Origin of the sequence: Methanoregula sp. (genome assembly GCF_028679125.1) — an archaeon.
Taxonomy (GTDB): Archaea; Halobacteriota; Methanomicrobia; order Methanomicrobiales; family Methanospirillaceae; genus Methanoregula.
Genome location: NZ_JAJRCG010000002.1, coordinates 239,584 through 261,748, shown reverse-complemented (window position 1 = coordinate 261,748; position 22,165 = coordinate 239,584). Strand labels below are relative to the sequence as shown.

The following is a 22,165-nucleotide window of genomic DNA, read 5'->3' as shown; positions in this document are numbered from 1 at the left end:
TCTGTCCGGCGTTTCCCTGTTCCGGATTTTTCATACCCTAGGATTCATCTCCCCGCTGGGCTTTCATGTCGGCGATCGTTATGTCCGGGTTCCGGTACCGTAACCGTTTCTCCGTATTCGATCCTGCCTGGATGGCCTGTACCGGGCAGAGATGGATACAGCCACAGCAAAGTTCGCAGTGGTGTCTCCAGACCGGTTTTCCCTGCACCAGTTCGATATTTTTTGCCGGGCATAGGGCAACGCAGGTCCCGCAGGACGTACATTTGCCGGTGACGGTAAATTTCCGGTCATCCGTATGGACGTGGGACGTGAACCATGGGTAGATCAGGGTATGCAGTAAGCGCGGGACAAACGAGGTGGGCAGATCGCATTTCTCACACCGGGATACCGGCCCGGTTATCCTTGCGATCTCGTTGTCTGCCTTTGTCAGGATCTCTTCTTGATCTTTTCCTGCGGGCGAGTCATACATCAGGATATAATTGCCGGGCATGGCTACACCAAATCCTGCATCGATTCCCCGTCCCTGCCGCTTCCGGAGGATACGGTCAAGCTGCCGGAGTGCGGCGGACTCTCCGCCCCCGCCGTGGGTGACAACTGCGAACACATACTTTGCTGCTGCAGGATCCAGGCGCCCCACAAATGATGCCACGATGAGCGGCAGGCCGGTAAAATAGACCGGGCACACGATGCCCACCCGGTCGGCCGGCGGAACGATGTCCCCACAGTTCTTCTCGAGCAATGCAATCGGTACCAGATCACAGTCGCCGAGAGCTGCGGCGATCTTTTTTGCTGCGGCAAGCGAGTTGCCGGTGCCGGTAAAGTAGTAGACGATCGTCTTCATGGACTGTTCCCCGTCTCCTGAATTTTCGCGATGAGCGCTGTCACCTGAGTGCCATCGTCGATCGCCTTCTTGTTCAGGGAGAACTGCCCGGCAACCGTCATCCCCTTTGCCGCCAGGTCTTTTACCAGTACCTCAAGGGTGCTGCCCGGTTTTTCCCCGCAGGTAGCAAAGATCACGACCGGTTTTCCCTCGCACCCGTGGAGTCCGGCTATGGCTTTCCGGATGGCCGGGACGGGTTTTCCGCCCCAGACCGGGGTCCCGATGACCACGAGGCTCGAACCGGTCACATCGATCCTTTCCGGCACGGTGCCACCATCCGTTACGTTCATGCCGGGAGAATGCCGGGCCATGAAGGTAACAAACCGGGACAGGAGATCGCGTGACTTCACATCGATGATCTCTCCTCCGCAGGTCTTCTGGATCTGTTCCGCGATTCCCCGGGTTGTCCCGGAATACGAAGCAACTACAATACTCGTTTTCATTGTTTTCCCTCCTTGATCTCACCCATTGTCTCTTCCCCGGCAATCCCGTCGTCCGCTATCCGCAACGGGTTTGCCGCAATGATCTGCCGGAGAATTTCCCCGCCCGCATCCGGGTTCTTCGTATCCTCCGCATCCAGGCTGATCTCTGCCATGACCGTGACCCCGCGTTCCTCCAGCGCTTTACTCAGGATCGGCAGGGCCTCCCCGGGATGGTTGGAACAGGTCGTGAAGATCACGGCCATCTTGCCTTCGCAACCTTGGAGCGCCTGGACCGCCGCGTTGATGGCAGGCGAGGGCTTCCATGCCCAGACCGGGGTGCCGATGATCAGGATGTCATACTGCGAGACATCGATCTCATCCGGAACGATGGGATCGCAGTCTCCTTTGCGTGAGCGGAGGACGCCGGTCGTGTACACAGTAAACGAGGAGTACGGGGTCTTTGTCCGGATCTCGATGATGTCGCACCCGCTCGCGTTCCGGATCCCTTCGGCAATGCCCCGCGTGATCCCGGAATACGAGTAGTAGATGACGCATGCCCGTACGCTGTGGCCGGTGTTTGCCTTCCGGATCATCTCGCGGCTGCACTGCTTCATGACGCTTGCGTACATCAGCTCGAAATGTTCCCGGAACTCCACCATCCGCTCGCGGTTGATCGTGTAATAGACATAGAACCCGTCCCGGCGCGACTCAACGAGCCCGTCAGTCTTCAGCGTCTTTAAGTGCTGGGAGACCGCAGGCTGGGAAATTTTCAGCCGGGCCGCAAGTTCGGAGACACCGAGCGTCCCGCTCGTGTCGGTTGAGAGGATGTAAATGATCTGGAGCCGGGTGAGATCACCGAGAGCCTTGAACGTCCCGGCCATTGAGGGGACGATCTCGCAGAGATGGTTGCACTCTTCGCACTTGTGGCAGGGCCCCATAATAATCCGTATAAGTGTTTGCTTATACACTTATATGAATTTCGCTGAATACCTTCCAAAGGATTTCCAGCAGGGAAGAACAGGAAAAAAATTTAAGACGATCGTGCGGGCATCATGATATCGACCGGTAAATCATTGACTGGATGTGAAGGATCGAACTTCGAGTGCCTGAAGTACCGTTATCGCACCGACAGGATTGTACTCCGGGGCGTGCCGGTTATTTTTGTGAGACGATCAGGTGTGCGTTCCGGTCAATTTTGTATTTCATGGGCCGGTCGATCAGGTCGAGCACATTGATCTTCATGTCAATGAGTTCCTGGAAGCTGAATGATTCGAACAGTGTCTTTCCATTCTCATCATAGGAGAGAAGAATGCCGTCACCCATCTTCTTGCTGGCTTTGATGTCGTACATACAATGCGATGGAACGGGGAGATTATGAACGTTCTGTTACTACCAATCGCCTTCTGGAAAAAGGGAGATCAATCATACACTTGGAACAGCACCATTCTGCCTGCGGATCCACCAGCGCCGGACGAGGCCCTCTCCGGCGTTTCGTCCCGGTCATACGATTTTACCCGGAATCAGGGGCAAACAGATCTGAAACCAGAGTCCGGATCTCGATCATCTTTTCCGGCCGTACGACACCGATGGTGTTGCAGATCAATGTTTTCTCAAGGGCATAGATCCCATCCACCTGTATAAAACTCGGATGATCCAGTGATCCTGCCAGAAGGTCATCGTTTGTCAGGCCCACCGCCATGATCTTTGGTTTCCGTGACGTGATCTTCATGACGATCACATCCCGGGAGCTCGTATTATACCGGGAATTGCTCATGACAAGTGCCGGGCGTACCTTGGACTGCACCTGGTTCGAATAGGTGAAATCCACAAGGACAACCGATCCCTGTGCCGGTTCATTCATGCGCTAACCTTCTCTTCGCATACTCCTTCCATGCATCATCCTGATTTTCATAATCGATCTCGATCTTTGCCTTCCGGAAGATGATCTGGTCGTTATCCGATGAAATGGTCAAGTAATCGCCGTCATGAATATCTAGGCGTGTGCGGATCTTTTTCGGGAGGGTGATCAACCCTTTTGAAGATACCTTGATCAGGGTCGTGTCGGACATATGCTCTCAACTTAGAATATAAGATTCTTAGATAATCAGCATTGCGGGAGAGCACAGGCCGGATGGAAAAGTATGGCGGGAAGAGAAGAACCCGCAGCAGGAACATCAAGAGATCTGCTGCACGGCCGTCTCCGCAGGTGCCGGGGCACGGACCTGATCTTCCGCGACTGAGGAATATTTTTCGGGAATGTAAAAAAATTTAAAAAAGACCGCAAAAAAATGTGCGATAACCGGGTCCGATCGAATCGACCTGCAAAAAATCCAGAAAAACGTGTATGACACCCGGATGAATCCTTCCGCTTCTCCCCAGTACCCTCCATTATTCACGTATCCGGTGGCACCGTCGTAAAACCTGTTCTCCGACGTGAAAATACCTATAATACATCCCCCGATTGCCAAACCGGGTAAAATCTGAGGTGCATATAATGCCCCCCGGAGCCTCATAGCAGCGTTTGGCTGGACTTTTTTTCCGACCCCCCACCCTTTTACCCAGCGAAAAAATTTATGCGAAAACTCGCCCAGATCTTAAAAACGCCAAAATTACCTTTATCTTTGATTCAAGACCCAAATTGTGCCCTGATGGCATCCGGACCCATTTCGGGCTTTTTGGATACAGGCCCGGATTGGAAAACCGGGCATTTTACGGGTTTTTCGGGGTTTCAGGTCAGGGTCTGGCATGAGGGGATGATACCGATCCCGGAGTGGATATCCGGTGAATGACAGGGCGTTGGGATGGACGGTCCGGCGCCAGTTCCCTCAAATGTTAACGGGCCTTGCATGAAATTTTCCTGGCGGCACTCAGGACTCACACAAAAATTTTTTTAGCGGACCCTGCGTGAAAATTTTCAGGCAACATCCAAACCCTGCTCAAAACCCGCGAGCCGATCAACCGGACCCTGCATGAAATTTTTCAACCGGACTTTGCATGAAAAATTTTTAGCAGACCCTGGCTACAAAAAGATAAACAGATCTGCCTGAACAAAAAATGAAATAATTGTCTCCGCCGAAGAATTTTTTTAAAAACAACCAGACCCTGCTCAAAATTCTTTGAGCAGACCTTGATTGAAAAATTTTCAGCAGACCCTGCATGAAATTTTTTTGCCGGACCTTGCTTGAAATTTTCCGGGCACCCCCACGGACCCTGTATGATCTGACTGAGCGGATCAACCAGACCCTGTTCAAAATTTTTTATGCAGGGTCTGGTCGTGAAATGGTAAACGGATCTGATTTGGTTCTCATGTGCACGATATACACAATCGATTGAATCTTTTTATCGCATAAAACACGATGGGGGCAAATGCACCCATACCCCCATAAACAGGCAACGCCCGCATCAGGGCCACTCCGAGACACGGCGGGGGACCGGCACAACCGTACAGGAACCTGCCCCAGCACAACCCGATGATGCGTCGCACCAACTCCCTGCCGAAAGGGAGGAGTGAATCATGATGGATTTACGAGCCGGTTCCGCTCAAAAAGTGTGGCTGAAAAAAGAGAAAAGAAAGTAACGCCCTGTAACCCTCACACCGGCTTATAGTGCCCCCACTTCCCGAGCGCTTCCTTCAGCGCCACCGCCGTCTTCGCCTTCTCTTCAAGCGTGACGCCTTCCTGCCATGCCTCGAGGGCCTGCATGGTTGCCTGAGCGCCGGCGCGGGTGCCCTTCGGGTGGCCGTGGATACCCCCCGATACGAGCAGGATCATCTCGGTGCCATAGATGTCCATCACGTCCGGCACAAGGCCGGGGTGCAGGCCACCGGACGAAACCGGGAAGGCGGTCTTGATCTTCCCCCAGTCCTGCTCCAGCAGCATGCCCTCGAGCGGTGCAGTCGTCTTTTCGCGCAGCAGGTTCGCCAGCGCAATGGATTCCCGCCGGGAACCGGTCAGCTTCCCGACCGCAGTACCGGTATGGATCTGCGAGACGCCGACAAGACGCATCAGTTTGGCGAGGAACTGCATGCTCACGCCGTGCTTCTTGTTCCGGTCGAACGCCGCGTGCATGGCCCGGTGAGCGTGGATAGCGAGGCCGAGATCCGAACAGTAGTCCCGCATGGTCATGACGCTTGCAGTTCCCGCGACAACCACATCGATCATTGCGTAGGTCCAGTTGTTTGCCGCCAGGATGTCGGCCCGCTTCTTCATGGTCTCGACATCGGCCGTGATGTTCAGGAACGCGGACTTCTTCTCGCCGGTCTCCTGCTCCGCCTTGTCGCGGAACTTAGTCATGTACTTCACCCGGTCCTCGAACCGGTTGAACGAGACAGAGGTCAGGTTCTCGTCGTCCTTGACGAAATCAAAGCCGCCCATCCAGGTCTCGTACCCGACCTCCGCATGCTCCTTTGCCGAGAACCCTATCTTGGGCTTGGGCACGGCACCGGTCAGCGGCCGGCCCCGGACATTCATCATCTTCCGGATCCCCTCGTTGCCAAAGTGCGGGCCTTTGAAGTGTTTCAGGTATGCCTGAGGCAGGGTTGCATCGATCAGCCGCAGGTTCTTCACGGCTTTCATACCGAAAATATTACCGGCGATCCCGCTCATCAGCTGGACGGCATTGCCTTCCTCCCAGAGATCGAGCGGATACGCGATCTTCACCACGTTGCCTTCGATATCGAACGCGGTTGCCTGGAGTGCCTTCATCCGCGGGGGCATCGTGTGCAGGGTTGTCCAGGTACCCGTAGAACTCTCGGACGCGATCCGTCCTGCGGCTTCCTTCCCGCTGACGCCGGCGGCGGGTTCGAAATAATAAAGACAGATGAGTTCGTCCTTTGCCGGCTCGTACTTCAGGTCGACAAATTCTTTGTACCAGTCAATTGCCATAGCTGTTCCTGTAATGAGTAAATGTTATCTTGGGTAAAAAAGGTGTACAATAGGTACCCGCGAACGGCATCATTCCCGTGCCCTGTACAGCAGAACGCACGGAGAACACCGGGTATGCCGTGACGATGCGCGGCCGTCAGTCACGTACGGATCATGACAGAAAACACTACCAACGACAGGATCCCGGCAGTTCTCGTGCACGGGTGGCACAGCCATCCCGGTATCTGGAACAAACTCACTCCCCTGCTGGAGAACGCATCGATACCGGTCTGGAAATTCGATCATACCGGCATGGCCGCGGAGTCAATCCCTGCCATTGCCGAAGCATTCGGGGAGTATATCGCTACCATGCGGGACCGGGAAGGATATTCCGGCACCGTTGACATTGTCTGCCATTCGATCGGCACCTGCGTTGCACGCTACTATCTTGAGGTCATGGACAAGGAATCCCGCCGGGAAAAAGTGCGGCAGCTCATCGGGCTTGGCCCGCCCAACAACGGGTCGGCGATGGCGGATCTCTTCTGCGATCCGGTCCGTGGCGAAGAGATCATCAACCGGTTGACCGGCGTCTTTGTCCCGCAGGGATTTGATCCCGCAAACGACCGGATCGTGCAGGACGTGCGGCCAAAGAGCCAGGTCATGCACGATCTCCGCACCGCAGGTATCCGGCCGGATATCACCTATCGCATCATTGTCACCGGAAATCCCGGCGAGATCCCGGATTTCTTCCCCCGTTTCGGGGGCCGGACCTGGGAGCAGACAACGGACGGGAAGTACCGGACAACATTCGATGGCGACGGGCTCGTGCCGCACGGGGAATCAGCCCTTCCCGGAATCACCCTTGACCGCATCAGGGCTGAAGAACAGGGGGAAGGGTTCCCGTTGCCGGGACAGTACTGCCACATCAACCTGCCCCGGAACCCCGTGATCATGGATCGCGTCCTCCGCTACCTCACCCAGCCGGCCCGGGAATCATCACCCGGTTCCCATCAGTCCTGAACAATACCCCTTCGGCAATGACAGGGGAAAAAAATCCCGGGATGTTCCACCCGTCATACCGGTCAGGTCCCGGGCAGACGGCGCCGGATTATTTGCTTACCCGGCCGAAAAGGGACATAATAACGGTAATAATCCGTGAGAAAAAACCTCCGGTACGGGGGGCTGCCTGCACAGGTGCATTTTCACAGACAGGATCCAGGGATCCGGAATGAGCTGCCGGTTGATGAGAGCGATGAACCGGATTTACCGCAACGGGTGTTTCCGGGACGGACTCCGGTTCAAAGAGGTGATCGAGCCCGGAAGAGTTTTGCAGGGTCATGGGACCTGCATAGGAGGGAATAGAGATACAACCCATACTGCCATGTTCATCGGGCGGCAGCTCAAGTGATTCCTGAACCATGGCCGGGGGGACAATCGTACTGGCGTCAGGTATACCGCCAGAGCATGCCGGTGCATCAACGGCTCTTGGCAGGTCACCCGTACGCACGTCTGGTTGATCCACCGGTTCTTCCGCTTTCCGATCCGGAGCATCGGAACCGGCACACGGTTGGTTCGGAAGGGGCGTTGGAATATCATCCGCAGTTCCCGTGCTTTGAGATGCGGGGGGTGTTACCGGGAGGGGGGAAACCGACTTTATCACTTCAGGCGTCCCTGCGGGTACCGCAACAGAATCCGGTACATCATGCAAGGCAGGGTCTCCAGGTGCAGGTTCACCGGTTTCGGGAACCATCGTCTCCGGAGGAAGGACGAGCCCGGTCTCGCGGAAGAATGCATCGATCGCAGCACGCCCGGCATCCACCCGGCCGCCGAGTAGTGCAACAGATGAGGTCAGGTCCTCATACCGTGCTGGCGGAACAACGAAGTGATCCACCTGCTTTTTCATAAGCGCCAGCAGGCTCACATCAACCTCAAGATTCGATGACAACATCAGGTATTCATCGATCTTCTCACGGGGGACCCCGGCCTTTGACCAGTGGTAAAGAACGGATTTATTCTGCAGCTCGTGTCTGAGGATCTTCTCAATAGCAGCGAGCAGTTCGCGGGGATTGACAGGTTTTATGAGAAAATCATCGATCCAGTCCCGGTGGGCCTCGGCCTCTTCGGGACTGATCTTTTTCGCTGAGAACATGATGACGGGGATATACTGTGTTGCAGGATTCTCCTTGATCCGTGCAAGGGTCTCCCAGCCGTCCATGGGCTCCATCAGGATGTCGAGGACGATGACATCGGGTTTCTCGGTCCTGAGGAGAGAAATACACTCATCGCCGCCGGAGCACGGGAGAACGCGGTAGCTCTTCCTGAAGAGAGCAGTAAGCCCTTCGACAATGAACGTACTGTCATCAACGATAAGAATTGTTGCTGTCACGTACCCACACACACCTGATTATCCGGACTCGACCCGAAATTGTGGAGTGCCCCGGGTGGAATACTCTGTGTATGATGTATTTCCCGATAATATTGCTCCTACAGTATTATTGTGCAAAAGGTGATTAAGGGTATTATGACCGGGGATCCTGGTGAAGGAATCAAAGCCCGGGAAAACCTGCATGGACAAACCTGTTTTCCGGGGCGATCCTCCGTTTCCGGTTACCGGACCATTCGCGGGTGCCCCATGTTAGTATCGTTTCACGACAGAGAAACGCTTCACCGCCGTTAGGGGATCATTCCAAATCTTAAAATATGATCATACCGTCTATAGACTTACTTGTAGTGCGGGAATAGTGTATGAACAGGGACAATCTTGAGCTGCGGAAATTCGTTGCACCGGAATTTATCATCGGCGCCGATGCACGCCTCCTTGCCGGCAGGTATGCGAAAAATTTCAGCTCACAGCATGTCCTTGTAGTAACCGACCCCAATATCGCCCGGAACAGCTGGTTCAGTGACGTAACCGGCAGCCTTGGCGACGCGGGGATAGCATCCACGATCTTTTCTTCGGTCACGCCAAACCCGCGGGATACAGAAGTCATGGAGGGGGCAAACATCTACGCAGAGGCGGCCTGCGATGCGATCGTTGCCATTGGCGGGGGCAGTGCAATTGACTGCGCCAAGGGGATCGGGATCGTCTCCTCAAACGGGAAACATATCTCTGATTACGAAGGCGTAGACAGGATTACCGTCCCCTCCCCTCCCCTTATCTGTATCCCGACCACCGCGGGAACGGGCGCCGAGGTCTCGCAGTTCGCCATCATCAACAACACGGATCGGAACGTGAAAATCACCATCATCAGTAAGAAGATCGTGCCGGACATTGCCCTGATCGATCCCCTGCCCCTCACCACCCTCACACCGGAACTGACCGCCCATACCGGCATGGATGCCCTCACGCACAGCGTGGAAGCATATGTCTCCAATGCCAGTTCCCCGGTAACGGATATCCACGCCATCGAATCCATCCGGCTGATACAGTCGAGTCTTCTTTCGGCATACCGGACACCCAAAAACATTGAGCTCCGGTACCAGACCATGCTCGGCAGCCTCTGTGCCGGTCTTGCCTTCTCCAATGCCAGCCTCGGAGCCGTCCATGCCATGGCGCACAGCCTTGGCGGGTTCTCGGATCTTCCGCACGGGGAATGCAACGCCCTGCTGCTCGAACATGTCATGGCCTTTAATTTCCCGGCATGCCCGGGCCGGTACGAGGCAATCGGGCAGGCCCTGGGAACTGACCTCTCCGCTCTTGGCCATACGGAGAAAAAGGAAAAGATCATTGACGGCATCAGGACCCTGCGGGAAACCCTGGGCATAACGGATTCGCTCGGGAACCTGGGAGTAACCCGGGAGGATATCCCGACCCTTGCACAGAATGCCCTGCGCGATCCCTGTATGGCAACCAACCCGCGACAGCCAAGCCAGAAAGACATCGAACGGATCTATGAAGAAGCACTCTGATGACATGCCGGACTGGCAGGAGCAGCGGAACAAGATCATCGGTCTTGGAGAGTCCTCGCTCCGCAAGAGTTACTATCCCGAACTGCGGGAGATGGTTGCCGAACTGGAGAAGAAGAACGACGAACTCCACGCTGCCTACGAACAACTGGCTTCCAGTGAAGAGGAACTGAGGGAGAATTACGATACCCTCAGCCGCCAGGAACAGGAGCTGAGGGAGAGCGAGGAGAAGTACCGGAACCTTGTCGAGAATACGTTCGACGGAGTTATGATCCACCAGGACAAGGTGATTGTCTTTGCGAACCGGACCGCTGCAAAGCTGATCGGTTGTGCCGATCCCGGCAGCCTGCTGGGGAGATCCATTCTTCAGGTGACTCACCCGGATTTCCGGCAGATCGTGACGGAACGATCTTCCCATGCACTCACCTCAATCCAGCTTCCCCGCCACGAGATCTTCCTTCACGAGGACGGGACTGCTTTCGATGTGGATATTGTTGCATCGCCGGCAACATGGAACGGGGCACCTGCAGTCCAGATCTCCTTCCGGGACATCACCGCACAAAAGACCGCAGAGACTGCCCTGCACGAGAGCGAAGAGCGGTACCGGACCCTGGTTGAGACCACGGACACCGGTTTTGTCATTGGGGACACAAACGGCAGGGTCGTGGATGCCAACCAGAAATATGTCCAGATCTCGGGACATACCGAACCTGCGGAGATCATCGGAAGGAGCGTCCTGGAATGGACTGCGGAATACGAGCGGGAGAAGAATGCCCTGGCTCTGGAGCAATGCATCCGCGAGGGGGTCCTCCGGAATTTTGAGATCGATTACATAAACTCCCTGGGCGCCATAACCCCCGTTGAGATCAATGCCACGGTCGTGCAGTACGGGAGTGCCGTACGGATACTCACCCTGTGCCGTGACATCTCGGAGCGGCGGAAGACAGAACAGGCACTGAGGGAATCCGAGATATTTTACCGGACGGTGTTCGATACCACCGGGTCAGGATCCGTCATTCTCGGGAAAGATACGACCATCATCCGGGCAAACGAGGGTTTTGCCCGGCTGTCAGGATTTTCAGTCGGGGAACTCGAAGGAAAACACCGCTGGACCGAGTTTGTTGTACCGGAAGATCTTGAACGCATGAAGAAATACCATGATGACCGACGGGAGAGTCAGAAACCTGCCCCTCAGGAGTACGAGTTCCGGTTCATTGACCGGTTCGGGACAAAAAAACACTGCCTCAACTATGTTGCGATGTTCCCCGGCACAACGCAGAGCATTGCCTCACTTGTCGATATATCCGAGCGGGTTGCTGTGGAGCGCGAACTGGAGAAGAAGAACCGGGAACTACAGGATAATTACGCGGAACTCAGCAACCGGGAGGAATCGCTCCGGAAGGTCTCGACCGAACTCCAGCTGATCCTAAAAAGCATGATCAACGCGTTCATCATCTGGGAATCGGTGTTTGACGAACAGGGGAATTATGTCAGTTTCCGGTTCGGGTACTTCAATGACAGCTATGCACATATAGCGGGAGTGAACCTGGAGGACGTGCAGGGCAGGGATGTCTTCGAAGTCTGGCCGACAACGGAGAAGAGCTGGCTGGACGTATTCCGGGAGGTTGCCCTGACCGGGGTACCACGAACCTTCGAGATGTACCACGACCCCACGAAAGGATTCTACCACTGCAACGCGTACCGCCCGCAGGAGACACCGGATCGGATCTGTGTTATCTTTGAGGACATTACCGAACGGAAACGGGCCGATGAAGAACTCCGGAGCGCCAAAAACCACCTTGAAGCGGTATACAGGGGATCGCCGGATCTCATCTTTGTCCACGCGGCGGATGGTCACATCATCGATGTGAACGAGAATGTCCTCACCGCGTTTGGCCTGACCCGGGAAGAGGCGATTGTCGTGAACCCCACGGTCACGAGTGGCACGGGATATACGCTTGAGATGGCGAGCGCTTACCTGAAATCTGCACTGGAGACGGGACAGGCTGAATTCGACTGGGAGTGCCGGAGGAAGAATGGCGGGGAGTTCCCGGTTAATATCCGGCTCCGCAGGATTGAAGCGGTCAATGAACGCGGGGAGATGGAACCCCGCATCCTTGCCATTGCCCGTGATATCACCGAACGCAGGATGGCAGAGAAGGCACTGGAGCAGGCCCGGAAAAAACTGGGGCTCCTGAACACGGTAATATTCCAGGATATCCAGAGCACCATCTTTGCCCTCTCTGCATACCTGCAGCTGGCAAACAACACGATTATGGATGAAAAATCCCGTACGTACGCCGAGAAAGAGGCATTCCTCATCCATAAGATCGTCAGTTCGCTGAACTTTGCCAGGAACTACCAGGACATGGGGATCAACCCCTCACGCTGGCAGGGAGTCAACCAGGTGTTCCTCTATGCCATCTCTCACCTGGACTCGCTGAAAGTAGCGCGGAACATTCAGGTCGGCGGCCTGGAGATCTATGCCGACCCGCTCCTGGAAAAAGTTTTCTTCAACATGGTCGAGAATGTCTTCCTCCACGGCCAGCATGTATCGGCAATCGCGATGGAGTATGAAGTAACCGGCGAAGGACTCATCCTTTCCCTGGAGGATAACGGGATCGGCATCCCGTCTGATGAGAAACTGAAGATCTTCGAACGGGGGTACGGGAAGAATACCGGCCTTGGCCTCTTCCTGGCACGGGAGATCCTGTCCATTACCGATATTACGATACGCGAGACCGGCGAACCCGGGAAAGGTGCCCGGTTCGAGATGGTTGTGCCAAAAGGCGCTTACCGGTTTGTCGAAGAGAAATAGTCGGGCTTGATACCGGCACTGCCGGACACGGGGAAAAAATCAGGTATTTTTCCCGCGTCTCTTTCCGGCTTTCTTTTTTTCGCCTGCCGCATCCCCGTTCTCCTTCTCCATCTCAGCTTTTGCCACGAGCAATGCCTCTTTCTGCTCTTTTGTGACCTTCGGGTACGCAAGATGGAGACGGTCGAGGGTTTCGTAGATGGCGGAGATGACTGCCAGCCGGGTGAACCACTTGTGATCAGCAGGGATGATATACCACGGGGCATACGGGGTGCTGGTATGGTTGAACATCTCCTCGTATGCATCCATGTACTGGTCCCAGCAGGCCCGCTCGCGGATGTCGGCTGCCGAGAACTTCCAGTTCTTGTCCGGCTCGTCCACCCGGCCGATGAACCGGCGCTTCTGTTCCTCTTTTGAGATGTTCAGGAACAATTTCAGGACAACGATGCCATTGTCAAAAAGGTAGCGCTCGAAGTTGTTGATCTCCCGGAACCGCCGGTCCCAGATGTCCCGGTCATTCAGGACAGGGGGCAGCTGCTGGCGCTCCAGGTATTCCGGGTGCACGCGGGGTACGAGGACTTCCTCGTAATAGGAGCGGTTGAAGATCCCGATATTGCCGCGCTTGGGAAGGACAGCGCTGCACCGCCAGAGATAGTCGTGATCGAGTTCCTCGATGCTCGGCACCTTGAAACTGGTCACCTGTACGCCCTGCGGGTTCACCCCCGACATGACGTGCTTGATGGTGCTGTCCTTGCCAGCGGCATCCATGGCCTGCAGGATCACGAGCAAAGCATACGTGTTCTGGGCGTAGAGTTTGTCCTGCTGCTGTGCGAGGAGCTGGATGCCGGCTGACAGGGCGTCCTGGGCATCCTGCTTTGACATGAACTGGCCGACCGAGCCGGGATCGTAATCGTTCCGGAGATCGATCTTCTTTCCCGGGGGGACCCTGACAGAATCCAGAAGCTGGTTCATTGTGGTTGTCATGCACTGCTCAGGGAGTGTGTTGTACGCTGAACGGAATCAAACCTTTGCTTTCCCGTCCTGAAGACATGATGCGGAGATCGGTCCTGGATCAGGGCATACTGTTCCGGCACGCCGGGCAATCCAGGGCATAGTCGCGGATCCCCTCGTTCCACGGGGTAAACCCGATGCAGACGGCCGGCTTGACCCGGTGGATCCGGCAGTATACCTTGCCGTCATCTGCCCGGAAGAAGAACGGGCAGTACGTGAGTTTTTTCCCTCGCGGATCGACCCAGTAATATATTCGGGTGACCCGGGGGAGATCGGCAGCAGCGAGGTTTTTGCCGGTCGTGCGTCGGCCATCCCGGAAGGTTATCGAAACGTGCTGAAGGATATCCGTACGATGACCGTTGATCCATGGGACGAGATCCTCCGGTATCCCTTTCTGGTCCCACCCCCATTTCTCGCAGCACTTCCCGCACTGCAAACAGTCCTGTTCTTCCGGCATTGACAATCCGGATACGTATACGACTGCGGATATTTTTAGGTATTGGGTTTTGGAAGAATGGAACCGGGAACCTGGAGTATAGAACAGCGAGGGGGCTCATAACCGGGATACCGGAGAAACCGGGATCTGCCCGTCACCCGTGACCTGAAAAATTCCGCAGGGCTCGCTGGTATCCGCAGAAAATTCCGGCCGTACGTCATAACCCGGTTCCGGTTTTTCCCTATCGCAAAATAATATTATACCCTTGAAACCCAACAAAAAGATGCCGGGAAACGATCGTGTGTTGTATGTCAGTATCCACATACTCCTGGAAAGGAACCTGAGTGATTCGTCCCCGTAACGGGAACCCACATGAGGGATTCACACAAATCAAGGAGTGACATGGCTGAATCTGATCATATGAGGGAGAATGACCCGCATGTATGACAACCGTTCCGGTCCGGACAGATACGGCAGCCTGTCTCACGTGACGTTCTCTGAACGCATGTGGATGACACTCATTATCGCCAGTACTGCAGCAGTTCTCATATGTTCGGTCTACTGCCTGTCACACGGCATCACGATCATCTTCATGCACCTGTTTTACTTCCCGATCGTCCTCATCGCGTACCACTACCGCTACAACGGGTTCCTTTTCGCAATGCTCCTTTCCCTTGCCTATGTCTGGCTGGTGTACCTTTTTTCAGGTGGCGAGGCGGATGTCGTCATCGGGGCATGGCTCAGGTTCTTTGTCTTTGCCGGGGTCGCAGCCGTGGTCGCATACCTTTCAGAGCACCTGTCGGCAGACAAAGTTGCCCTTCAGGAGAGCGAGAGGAAATACCGCACGCTCTTTGAGAATATGCTGGAGGGGTTTGCCTACTGCCGGATGATCTACGATAAGGATGGCAGGCCCGCGGACTGGGTGTACCTGGATGTGAATGCCGCGTTCGAACGGCTCACCGGCCTCTCCGGGATCAAGGGGAAGCGGGTGCTGGAGGTCATCCCCGATATCGGCACACTCACACCAAACCTCTTTGACACGTACGGGCATGTGGCAACGACCGGCAGGCCGGAAACCTTCGAGATCGATTTTTTACCGCTGAAGATGTTGCTGAAGGTCTCGGTCTTTTCCCCGGAGAAAGATTATTTCGTTGCGGTCTTTGAGGATATCACCGGGCAAAAACGGGCGGCCGAAGAACACCTCCGGCTTGCAGCCATCGTGGAGTTCTCCAATGATGCGATCATCGGAAAGACCCTTGACGGGATCATCACCTCATGGAATTCCGGTGCGGAGAAACTCTACGGGTACACTGCCGGAGAAATGATCGGTAAACCGATCTCCCTCCTTATTCCCGAGGGAGAACGTGACGAAACCCCCGGGGTACTGGAGAAGATCCGGGCCGGGGATCACATCAACTACCTGGAGACGAAACGGAGGGCAAAAGATGGCCGGATTATTGATGTATCCCTGACAATCTCCCCGATAAAGAATGAAGAGGGCCAGATCACCGGGGCATCGACCATCACCCATGACATCACCCATCGCAAACGGGGAGAGGTGGCGCTTTTTGAGAGCGAGAAGCGGTACCGTGACATGTTCGAACTCAACAATGCGGTCATGCTCATTGTCAATCCGGCAACCGGCAGGATCGTGGATGCAAACTCCGCAGCCAGCCGCTACTATGGATATTCGCATGAGGAATTCTCCCGGCTGCTGATCTCGGAGATCAATACCGCGGATCCGGTCACCATCAGGCAGAATATGTCCCGGGCTGCAGAAGACCAGGGGCTGGTATTTAACTTCCGGCACCGGAAAAAGAGCGGGGAGGTCCGGGATGTCGAGGTATTCAGTGCGCCGATAACGTCAGGGGGACAGAAACTTCTTCACTCGATCGTCCAGGACGTAACCGAACGCCGGCGGTCGGAAGAGGCACTGAAACAGGTCAACAAGAAGCTGAACCTGCTCTCAAGTATCACCCGCCATGACATCAACAACCAGCTCTTCTCCATACAGGCATTCCTTGAACTCTTAAAAGAGTCCCCGGGAGATGCCGAACAGACCTCCGGGTATCTCCTCAAGATCGAGCGGGCTGCAAACGCGATCGAACACCAGATTGCCTTCACCAAGGAGTACCAGGATCTTGGCGTCACGGCGCCGGTCTGGCAGCCGGTTGCGGCCTGTGTGACCCGGGCAACTGCCTCCCTGCCCATGCGGGATGTGCAAACCGGGATCCATTTACCGGATCTCGAGGTGTATGCCGACCCCCTCTTTGAGAAGGTGTTCTACAACCTGATCGATAATGCCCTCCGGTATGGCGGGGAGAGTATGACCATGATCCGGATCTTCTCGCAGGATTCCGGGAAGGGATTGCTGATTGTCGTCGAGGATGACGGGGCCGGCATTGCCACAGACGATAAGGGACGCCTCTTCTCGAAAGGTTTTGGTCATCACACCGGCCTCGGACTCTTCCTGTCCCGCGAGATCCTCGCGATCACCGGGATCACCATCGCCGAGAACGGTGAACCGGGGAAAGGGGCACGGTTCGAGATCGTGGTACCGAATGGGATGTACCGCTTCACCGATACCTCTTCCTAAAAAAACAGAGAGTATATCGCACATCCCGGTTCTCTGCACATTTTTATTATAGGCGACATATTTATTGCCAGCAACATACACTCATCATAAAACCAAGATTCCCTGAAGTTGGTTCGTTGGATCTCAGTTCTTTGTGTTGATGATGAATCAGCCTCGCTTGAACTCTGCAAACGGTACCGGGAGATTGCCAGAAGGATGAAGTATGGACACAACAACCACGTCACCGGATACTCTTGACCGGGACTTTAAAAACTGGAAAAAAGCCCAGGATTTATTACTGGCATCTGAGACCCGGTACCGCCGGCTCTTCGAGACGGCACAGGACGGCATTCTCATCCTTGATGCCGGGACCGGGCAGATCGTCGATGCAAATCCCTTTTTAATCGACCTGCTCGGGTTCTCGCACGAACAGTTCCTGGGAAAGAAAATATGGGAGATCGGGATTTTCAAGGATATCGTTGCCAACAAAGACAACTTCGGAGAACTGCAACGGAAAGAATATATCCGGTACGAAGATCTGCCGCTTGAAACCGCCGATAGACGGAACATCGCCGTTGAGTTCGTGAGTAATGTCTATCTGGTGGACAACAAGAAGGTCATCCAGTGCAATATCCGGGACATCACCGAGCGTAAGAAGATGGCCGAGCAGATCAAAGCCACTCTTGCAGAAAAAGAGACCCTGCTCAAGGAAGTCCATCACCGGGTCAAGAACAACCTCCAGATCATCACAAGCCTCCTCAACATGCAGATCCGGAAGACAACTGATACCAAAACGATTGAAGCCTTAAAAGACAGTCAGAACCGGGTGCGATCCATGGCGCTCGTCCATGAACACCTCTATAAGGGCAAAGATTCGGCCCATATCGACCTGGGAAATTATATCCATTCTCTGGGAACAGTGATTTTCAGTTCGTATGAAGAGGGAAACCGGGGTGTCCGGTTCGATCTCGACATCCATGATATTTATGTGGACACCAACACCGCCATTCCCCTCGGGCTCATCAGCAATGAACTGATCACGAACAGTTTAAAATATGCATTCGGGGAGAAGAAAGACGGGAAACTTTCCATCACTGCTGCCGAAGATCCCGCTGCCCTGACATTTGTAGTGGCAGACAATGGTATAGGAATGGCGCCAGAAATCACGCTTGAGAACCAGACAACGCTCGGGCTCCAGCTGGTAAGCACACTGACCAATCAGCTCAATGGCACGGTGGCGATCGACAGGACGGGAGGCACGAAGTTCACGTTCAGGTTCCCCAAACCGGTGGAACAGAAGCCAACGGAGAAGGCAGATCCATGACCGTAAAACCCCTAGATGATGTACCAATGAACGGACAGCAGCTGAGAACGATAGCGGATACGATTCCCGGTGTTCTCTTCCAGTTCTATGCACGGGGTTCCGGGGAGTGGGGGCCGGGCAGGATGCTGGCCGGGACAACCGGGACCGGCGATAATAGTATCGATACGGATGGCAGAGTGCCCTATACCAACCGGGAATATCATTGCCTGACCGGACATCATACAATAGAGAAAACATTTAGAGAGAGCATGGTTGAGGGGACCGTCGGTTACTGGGATGAGAAGAATGCCGGGGCTGTCTTTCCCCATGCCGGAATAATAATCCGGAAGCCAGAGGGGACATGGAACTGACGATCATCCAGTATTCGGTCACACTCTTTGAGATCATCTGCGTGATCATCGTCTTTGCATCCATCTTCATGAGAAGCCGTTTTTTCAATGAGGTTATCGAACACCACCCGGCATGGACCACACAGATACTCCTTGTGGTTTTTTTCGGCATATTGTCGATCTTCGGGACAATCAGCGGGCTCTCGATATATGGCGCTGTCGTGAATGTCCGGGATCTCGGCCCCATGGCCGCGGGCATGGTTTGTGGACCGTACATCGGGATTGGCGCCGGGATCATCGGGGGATTGTTCAGGTTTTTTCAGGGGGGACCTTATATGTGGACCGGGTTATCCGCCCCCCTCCTATCGGGCGTTCTTGGCGGCATTATATATCTTGCCAACAAAAGGCAGTTCGTCCCTACGTGGGTTGCGGTGCTCCTGATCGGTCTTTCTGAGACGCTTATCTCCTGTTACACCCTCATTCTCGTAACAAAACCGTCAGAGTTTTTCACGGTCGTCACAACGGTTGCGATCCCCATGGTGGTCTTTAACGTCATCGGTATGTTCATTTTTGCTACCGTTATCCACCATACCCTTGACGAAAGGAAGGCCATAAAGAAGATACAGGTACTCGAACGCGAAGTTGAATCCAAAAGGAACCTTTTTGCCATCATCAATACCCTCTCCTACCCGGTCTATGTCCTTGACCGCGACAACCGTTTCAACATTGTGAACGACAGCATGTGCTCTTTTATCGGACGTTCGCGGGAAGAGATTCTGGAAAGGACCCCCCGCGATTTTTTCCCTGATGACGATTCGGCGTTCCACGGGAATATGACCGGAAGGGTCTTCCGAAATCAGACAACCCGGGAAGACGAAGTAACGATTACCAAACCTGACGGGCAGAAATGCACCATCATCTCCACTTCTACCTTGTATACGGATGCATCCGGTCAGCGGTTTTTGGTCGGTGCTATCCAGGACATCACCGGACGCAAGATGGCGGAGGAATCACTGCATTTATTCAAGGACCTGGTTGAGCATTCCTCTGACGCTATCGGCATGTCAACCCCCGAAGGGAGACATTATTATCAGAATGAATCTTTCAATCGCCTGTTTGGCGATATAGGGGATAATCCGCCTGATAGTGTGTACGCAGACAAAGCGATCGGAAAAGAAGTGTTCGACACGATCATAGGCGGAGGGATCTGGCAGGGCGAAGTGAAGATGTTTGGGAAAGACCAGACAATCCTGGACATCTTCCTGAGAGCCTACACCATCAGGAACCAGGACGGCCGTGTCATCGGACTCGTTGGCCTGCACACCGACATCACCGAACGAAGGCAGGCAGAGGAGGCACTCAAAGAGAGCGAAGAGAAATTCCGGGTTGTGTTTGAGAACGCAAATGATTCAATCCTCCTCATAGCAATATCCCCCAACGGACTACCAGAAAAAATTGTCGAAGTGAACGAAACGGCATGCCGCAGGATGAAGTATACCCGTGAGGAATTCCTCCGGTTGTTGTTAAGGGAAATTGATGCCCCGGAGACCTGGGAGAAAATACACATCAATATGAAGAACCTGATGGAAAAAGGGCATGCGACATTTGAAGGGGTTCATGTTACCAAAGATGGTGAAAGGATCCATGTCGAGATCAGTGCACACACCTTCAACCTCCATGGTCAGGGTCTGGTACTTGCCCATGTCCGGGACATCACCGAGCGTAAACGGGTGGAGGAGGCTGTCAGGGCATCGGAGAACAGGTACCGGACCATACTGGAAAACACCGGGACCGCGATCAACCTCATCGAGGAAGATACCAGAATATCCGTTGCCAATGCCGAATTTACGCGACTGTCAGGATATTCAAAAGAGGAGATCGAGGGAAAAAAGAACTGGACGGAATTTATTGTCAAGGAGGATCTGGAGCGGATGCTTGCCCAGGATCTCCTGATGCAGATGAATAAGGACGCCGCTCTGAAGCATTACGAGTTCGGGTTCATTACAAAAACCGGAGAGATCCGCACTATATTCCTGACCGTTGAAAAAATTCCGGGCACGAAACAGGTGGTTGCCTCTTTAATGGATATCACCGAACGCAAGCAGGCAGAGAAAGATCTTCGTGAAAGCGAGGTGAAATACCGCACCATCCTGGATAATATCCAGGATGTCTTCTATCGTTCGGACCGGGACGGGAACCTCATCATGATGAGCCCCTCCGGAGCAAAGTTGCTGGGTGTTATCTCTGCTGATGAATTGCTGGGATTGAACATTGCGGAACAAATCTACGCAAACCCCGGTGAACGGACACAATTGCTCGACATGATGGAAAAAAACGGGTTTGTGGAAGATTATGAGGTAGGTCTCAAACGTAAAGATGGCTCTGTAGTATCCGTATCCACAGACAGTCATTATTATTTTGATGCATCGGGTAACCCCCTGGGAGTTGAAGGAATTTTCCGCGACATCTCTGAACGCAAACGGGCGGAGGATGCACTGAAGGTATCCGAGCGCACAATGAAGGACATCATCAGTTTCCTGCCGGATGCAACCCTCGTCATTGACAAAACCGGGGTGGTCCTTGCATGGAACCACGCAATGGAGGAGATGACGGGGGTTCCTGCAGAACAGATGATCGGCAAAGGGAATTATGAATATGCTCTCCCGTTATACCACGAACGACGTCCGATCACCATTGATCTCGTCCTTCACGATGACCCGGCAGTTGCTGCGAAATACCCGGTCATGAAAAAGGATGGCAACACCCGGTTCTCCGAGATCTTTATCCCGCACCTCAATAAGGGCAGGGGAGCACACCTCTGGTTTGCGGCCACCCCGCTCTATGATGCAGACAGGAATCTTACAGGCGCAATTGAATCCATCCGCGACATCACCGCATTAAAACAGGCTGATGAACAGCTCCACCTCCTGCTTCGGGAGAAAGAGATCCTCCTGCGCGAAATCCATCACCGGGTGGGAAACATCATGCAGATGGCAGTAAGCATGATGAAGATGGAAGCCCGGCGTGAAAACGACAAACGGGTCAGGGACCTGATCCTTGTTATCCGGTCCCGGCTTGATGCAATTGCATCCACGTTCGGCACGCTCTACCTTTCAGATAACATGAGCCTGGTGAACTTCCAGAATGTGATCAGATCCATTGTCAGTTCACTTCAATCTGCCTATGAATCGGGGGAACACCCCCTCCAGATCGACATTCACATGGATCTCCCGGAACTGGGTGTCGACCTTGCCCTACCACTTGCCCTCATCACCAACGAACTGGTGAATAACGCATTACGGCATGCGTTCCCGGAAAGACGGGACGGGACGGTGACCATCACGGGTACAGAAGACGGAAACGGATGGATTATCCTGACGGTAAGCGATAACGGTCAGGGGCTTGACGAAGGGATCAAACCGGCTGAATCCGACACAATCGGGTTCACTCTCGTCAACCTCCTTTTAGGGCAGGTCGGCGGTACAGCGGACTATACGAGCAGCAGAAACGGGACGACATTTACGATCAGGGTTCCGCGGGATGCAGAGCGGGATAAATCCGGAGTGAACGAAAGATGACCGGAACGATCAGGATCCTCACCCGGT

General features: G+C 54.3%; 17 protein-coding genes. 7 read left to right on the top strand and 10 right to left on the bottom strand.

Translation table 11 applies throughout. The features are described 5' to 3' along the window. Positions 1-37: 37 nt before the first annotated feature. The 7 genes from LUQ43_RS02885 to rbcL all read right to left on the bottom strand — a co-directional run bounded on the left by LUQ43_RS02885 (position 38) and on the right by rbcL (position 6,185). A complete protein-coding gene (locus tag LUQ43_RS02885) occupies positions 38-841 on the bottom strand; it encodes an EFR1 family ferrodoxin (RefSeq protein WP_299963616.1) in 804 nt (267 codons plus the stop codon). Then, positions 838-1,323, bottom strand: a complete 486-nt coding sequence (locus LUQ43_RS02880) for an ArsR family transcriptional regulator (RefSeq protein WP_299963614.1) — start codon at positions 1,321-1,323, stop codon at positions 838-840. The genes LUQ43_RS02885 and LUQ43_RS02880 overlap by 4 nt, the downstream gene beginning before the upstream one ends. Next, positions 1,320-2,240, bottom strand: coding sequence for a metalloregulator ArsR/SmtB family transcription factor (locus LUQ43_RS02875; protein WP_299963612.1), 921 nt, complete (start codon positions 2,238-2,240; stop codon positions 1,320-1,322). The genes LUQ43_RS02880 and LUQ43_RS02875 overlap by 4 nt, the downstream gene beginning before the upstream one ends. 217 nt (positions 2,241-2,457) lie before the next feature. Further along, positions 2,458-2,652: a hypothetical protein gene (locus LUQ43_RS02870; RefSeq protein WP_299963610.1), complete on the bottom strand. Its 195-nt coding sequence runs from the start codon at positions 2,650-2,652 to the stop codon at positions 2,458-2,460. Between the two features lie 160 nt (positions 2,653-2,812). After that, positions 2,813-3,163: a type II toxin-antitoxin system PemK/MazF family toxin gene (locus LUQ43_RS02865; protein WP_299963608.1), complete on the bottom strand. Its 351-nt coding sequence runs from the start codon at positions 3,161-3,163 to the stop codon at positions 2,813-2,815. Then, on the bottom strand, positions 3,156-3,371 hold the full coding sequence (locus LUQ43_RS02860; protein ID WP_299963606.1) for an AbrB/MazE/SpoVT family DNA-binding domain-containing protein: 216 nt from the start codon (positions 3,369-3,371) through the stop codon (positions 3,156-3,158). Before LUQ43_RS02860 ends, LUQ43_RS02865 begins: the two co-directional genes overlap by 8 nt. A gap of 1,521 nt (positions 3,372-4,892) precedes the next feature. Then, on the bottom strand, positions 4,893-6,185 hold the full coding sequence (gene rbcL / locus LUQ43_RS02855; RefSeq protein WP_299963604.1) for a type III ribulose-bisphosphate carboxylase: 1,293 nt from the start codon (positions 6,183-6,185) through the stop codon (positions 4,893-4,895). 153 nt (positions 6,186-6,338) lie between these two features. Between rbcL and LUQ43_RS02850 the strand changes: the two genes are divergently transcribed. Further along, the gene (locus LUQ43_RS02850; RefSeq protein WP_299963602.1) at positions 6,339-7,184 is read left to right on the top strand and encodes an alpha/beta fold hydrolase; all 846 of its coding nucleotides are present in this window, start codon (positions 6,339-6,341) and stop codon (positions 7,182-7,184) included. Positions 7,185-7,272: 88 nt separating this feature from the next. On the opposite strand, the gene LUQ43_RS02845 is transcribed toward LUQ43_RS02850, so the two are convergent. After that, on the bottom strand, positions 7,273-8,550 hold the full coding sequence (locus LUQ43_RS02845; RefSeq protein ID WP_299963600.1) for a response regulator: 1,278 nt from the start codon (positions 8,548-8,550) through the stop codon (positions 7,273-7,275). Positions 8,551-8,909: 359 nt separating this feature from the next. On the opposite strand from LUQ43_RS02845, the gene ercA reads away from it, so the two are divergent. Next, positions 8,910-10,073, top strand: coding sequence for an alcohol dehydrogenase-like regulatory protein ErcA (gene ercA, locus LUQ43_RS02840; RefSeq protein WP_299963599.1), 1,164 nt, complete (start codon positions 8,910-8,912; stop codon positions 10,071-10,073). Further along, the gene (locus LUQ43_RS02835; protein ID WP_299963597.1) at positions 10,057-12,888 is read left to right on the top strand and encodes a PAS domain S-box protein; all 2,832 of its coding nucleotides are present in this window, start codon (positions 10,057-10,059) and stop codon (positions 12,886-12,888) included. Before ercA ends, LUQ43_RS02835 begins: the two co-directional genes overlap by 17 nt. Before the next feature lie 39 nt (positions 12,889-12,927). Here LUQ43_RS02835 and LUQ43_RS02830 read toward each other — a convergent pair whose 3' ends face one another. Together LUQ43_RS02830 and LUQ43_RS02825 are read right to left on the bottom strand one after the other, a co-directional pair. Then, positions 12,928-13,869 carry a polyphosphate kinase 2 family protein gene (locus LUQ43_RS02830; RefSeq protein ID WP_299963595.1) on the bottom strand — a complete coding sequence of 314 codons (942 nt, stop codon included), beginning with the start codon at positions 13,867-13,869 and terminating at the stop codon, positions 12,928-12,930. 88 nt (positions 13,870-13,957) lie between these two features. Further along, on the bottom strand, positions 13,958-14,353 hold the full coding sequence (locus LUQ43_RS02825) for a YkgJ family cysteine cluster protein (RefSeq protein WP_299963593.1): 396 nt from the start codon (positions 14,351-14,353) through the stop codon (positions 13,958-13,960). A 418-nt stretch (positions 14,354-14,771) separates the two neighbouring features. Here LUQ43_RS02825 and LUQ43_RS02820 point away from each other — a divergent pair, with 418 nt between their 5' ends. From LUQ43_RS02820 to LUQ43_RS02805, 4 genes are all read left to right on the top strand, one after another. Beyond that, positions 14,772-16,928 carry a PAS domain S-box protein gene (locus tag LUQ43_RS02820; protein WP_299963591.1) on the top strand — a complete coding sequence of 719 codons (2,157 nt, stop codon included), beginning with the start codon at positions 14,772-14,774 and terminating at the stop codon, positions 16,926-16,928. A 202-nt stretch (positions 16,929-17,130) separates the two neighbouring features. Next, on the top strand, positions 17,131-18,231 hold the full coding sequence (locus LUQ43_RS02815; RefSeq protein WP_299963589.1) for a histidine kinase dimerization/phosphoacceptor domain -containing protein: 1,101 nt from the start codon (positions 17,131-17,133) through the stop codon (positions 18,229-18,231). Then, a complete protein-coding gene (locus LUQ43_RS02810) occupies positions 18,228-18,581 on the top strand; it encodes a hypothetical protein (RefSeq protein WP_299963587.1) in 354 nt (117 codons plus the stop codon). The genes LUQ43_RS02815 and LUQ43_RS02810 overlap by 4 nt, the downstream gene beginning before the upstream one ends. Next, positions 18,572-22,138, top strand: a complete 3,567-nt coding sequence (locus LUQ43_RS02805; RefSeq protein WP_299963585.1) for a PAS domain S-box protein — start codon at positions 18,572-18,574, stop codon at positions 22,136-22,138. The genes LUQ43_RS02810 and LUQ43_RS02805 overlap by 10 nt, the downstream gene beginning before the upstream one ends. The last annotated feature ends 27 nt before the right edge of the window (positions 22,139-22,165 follow it).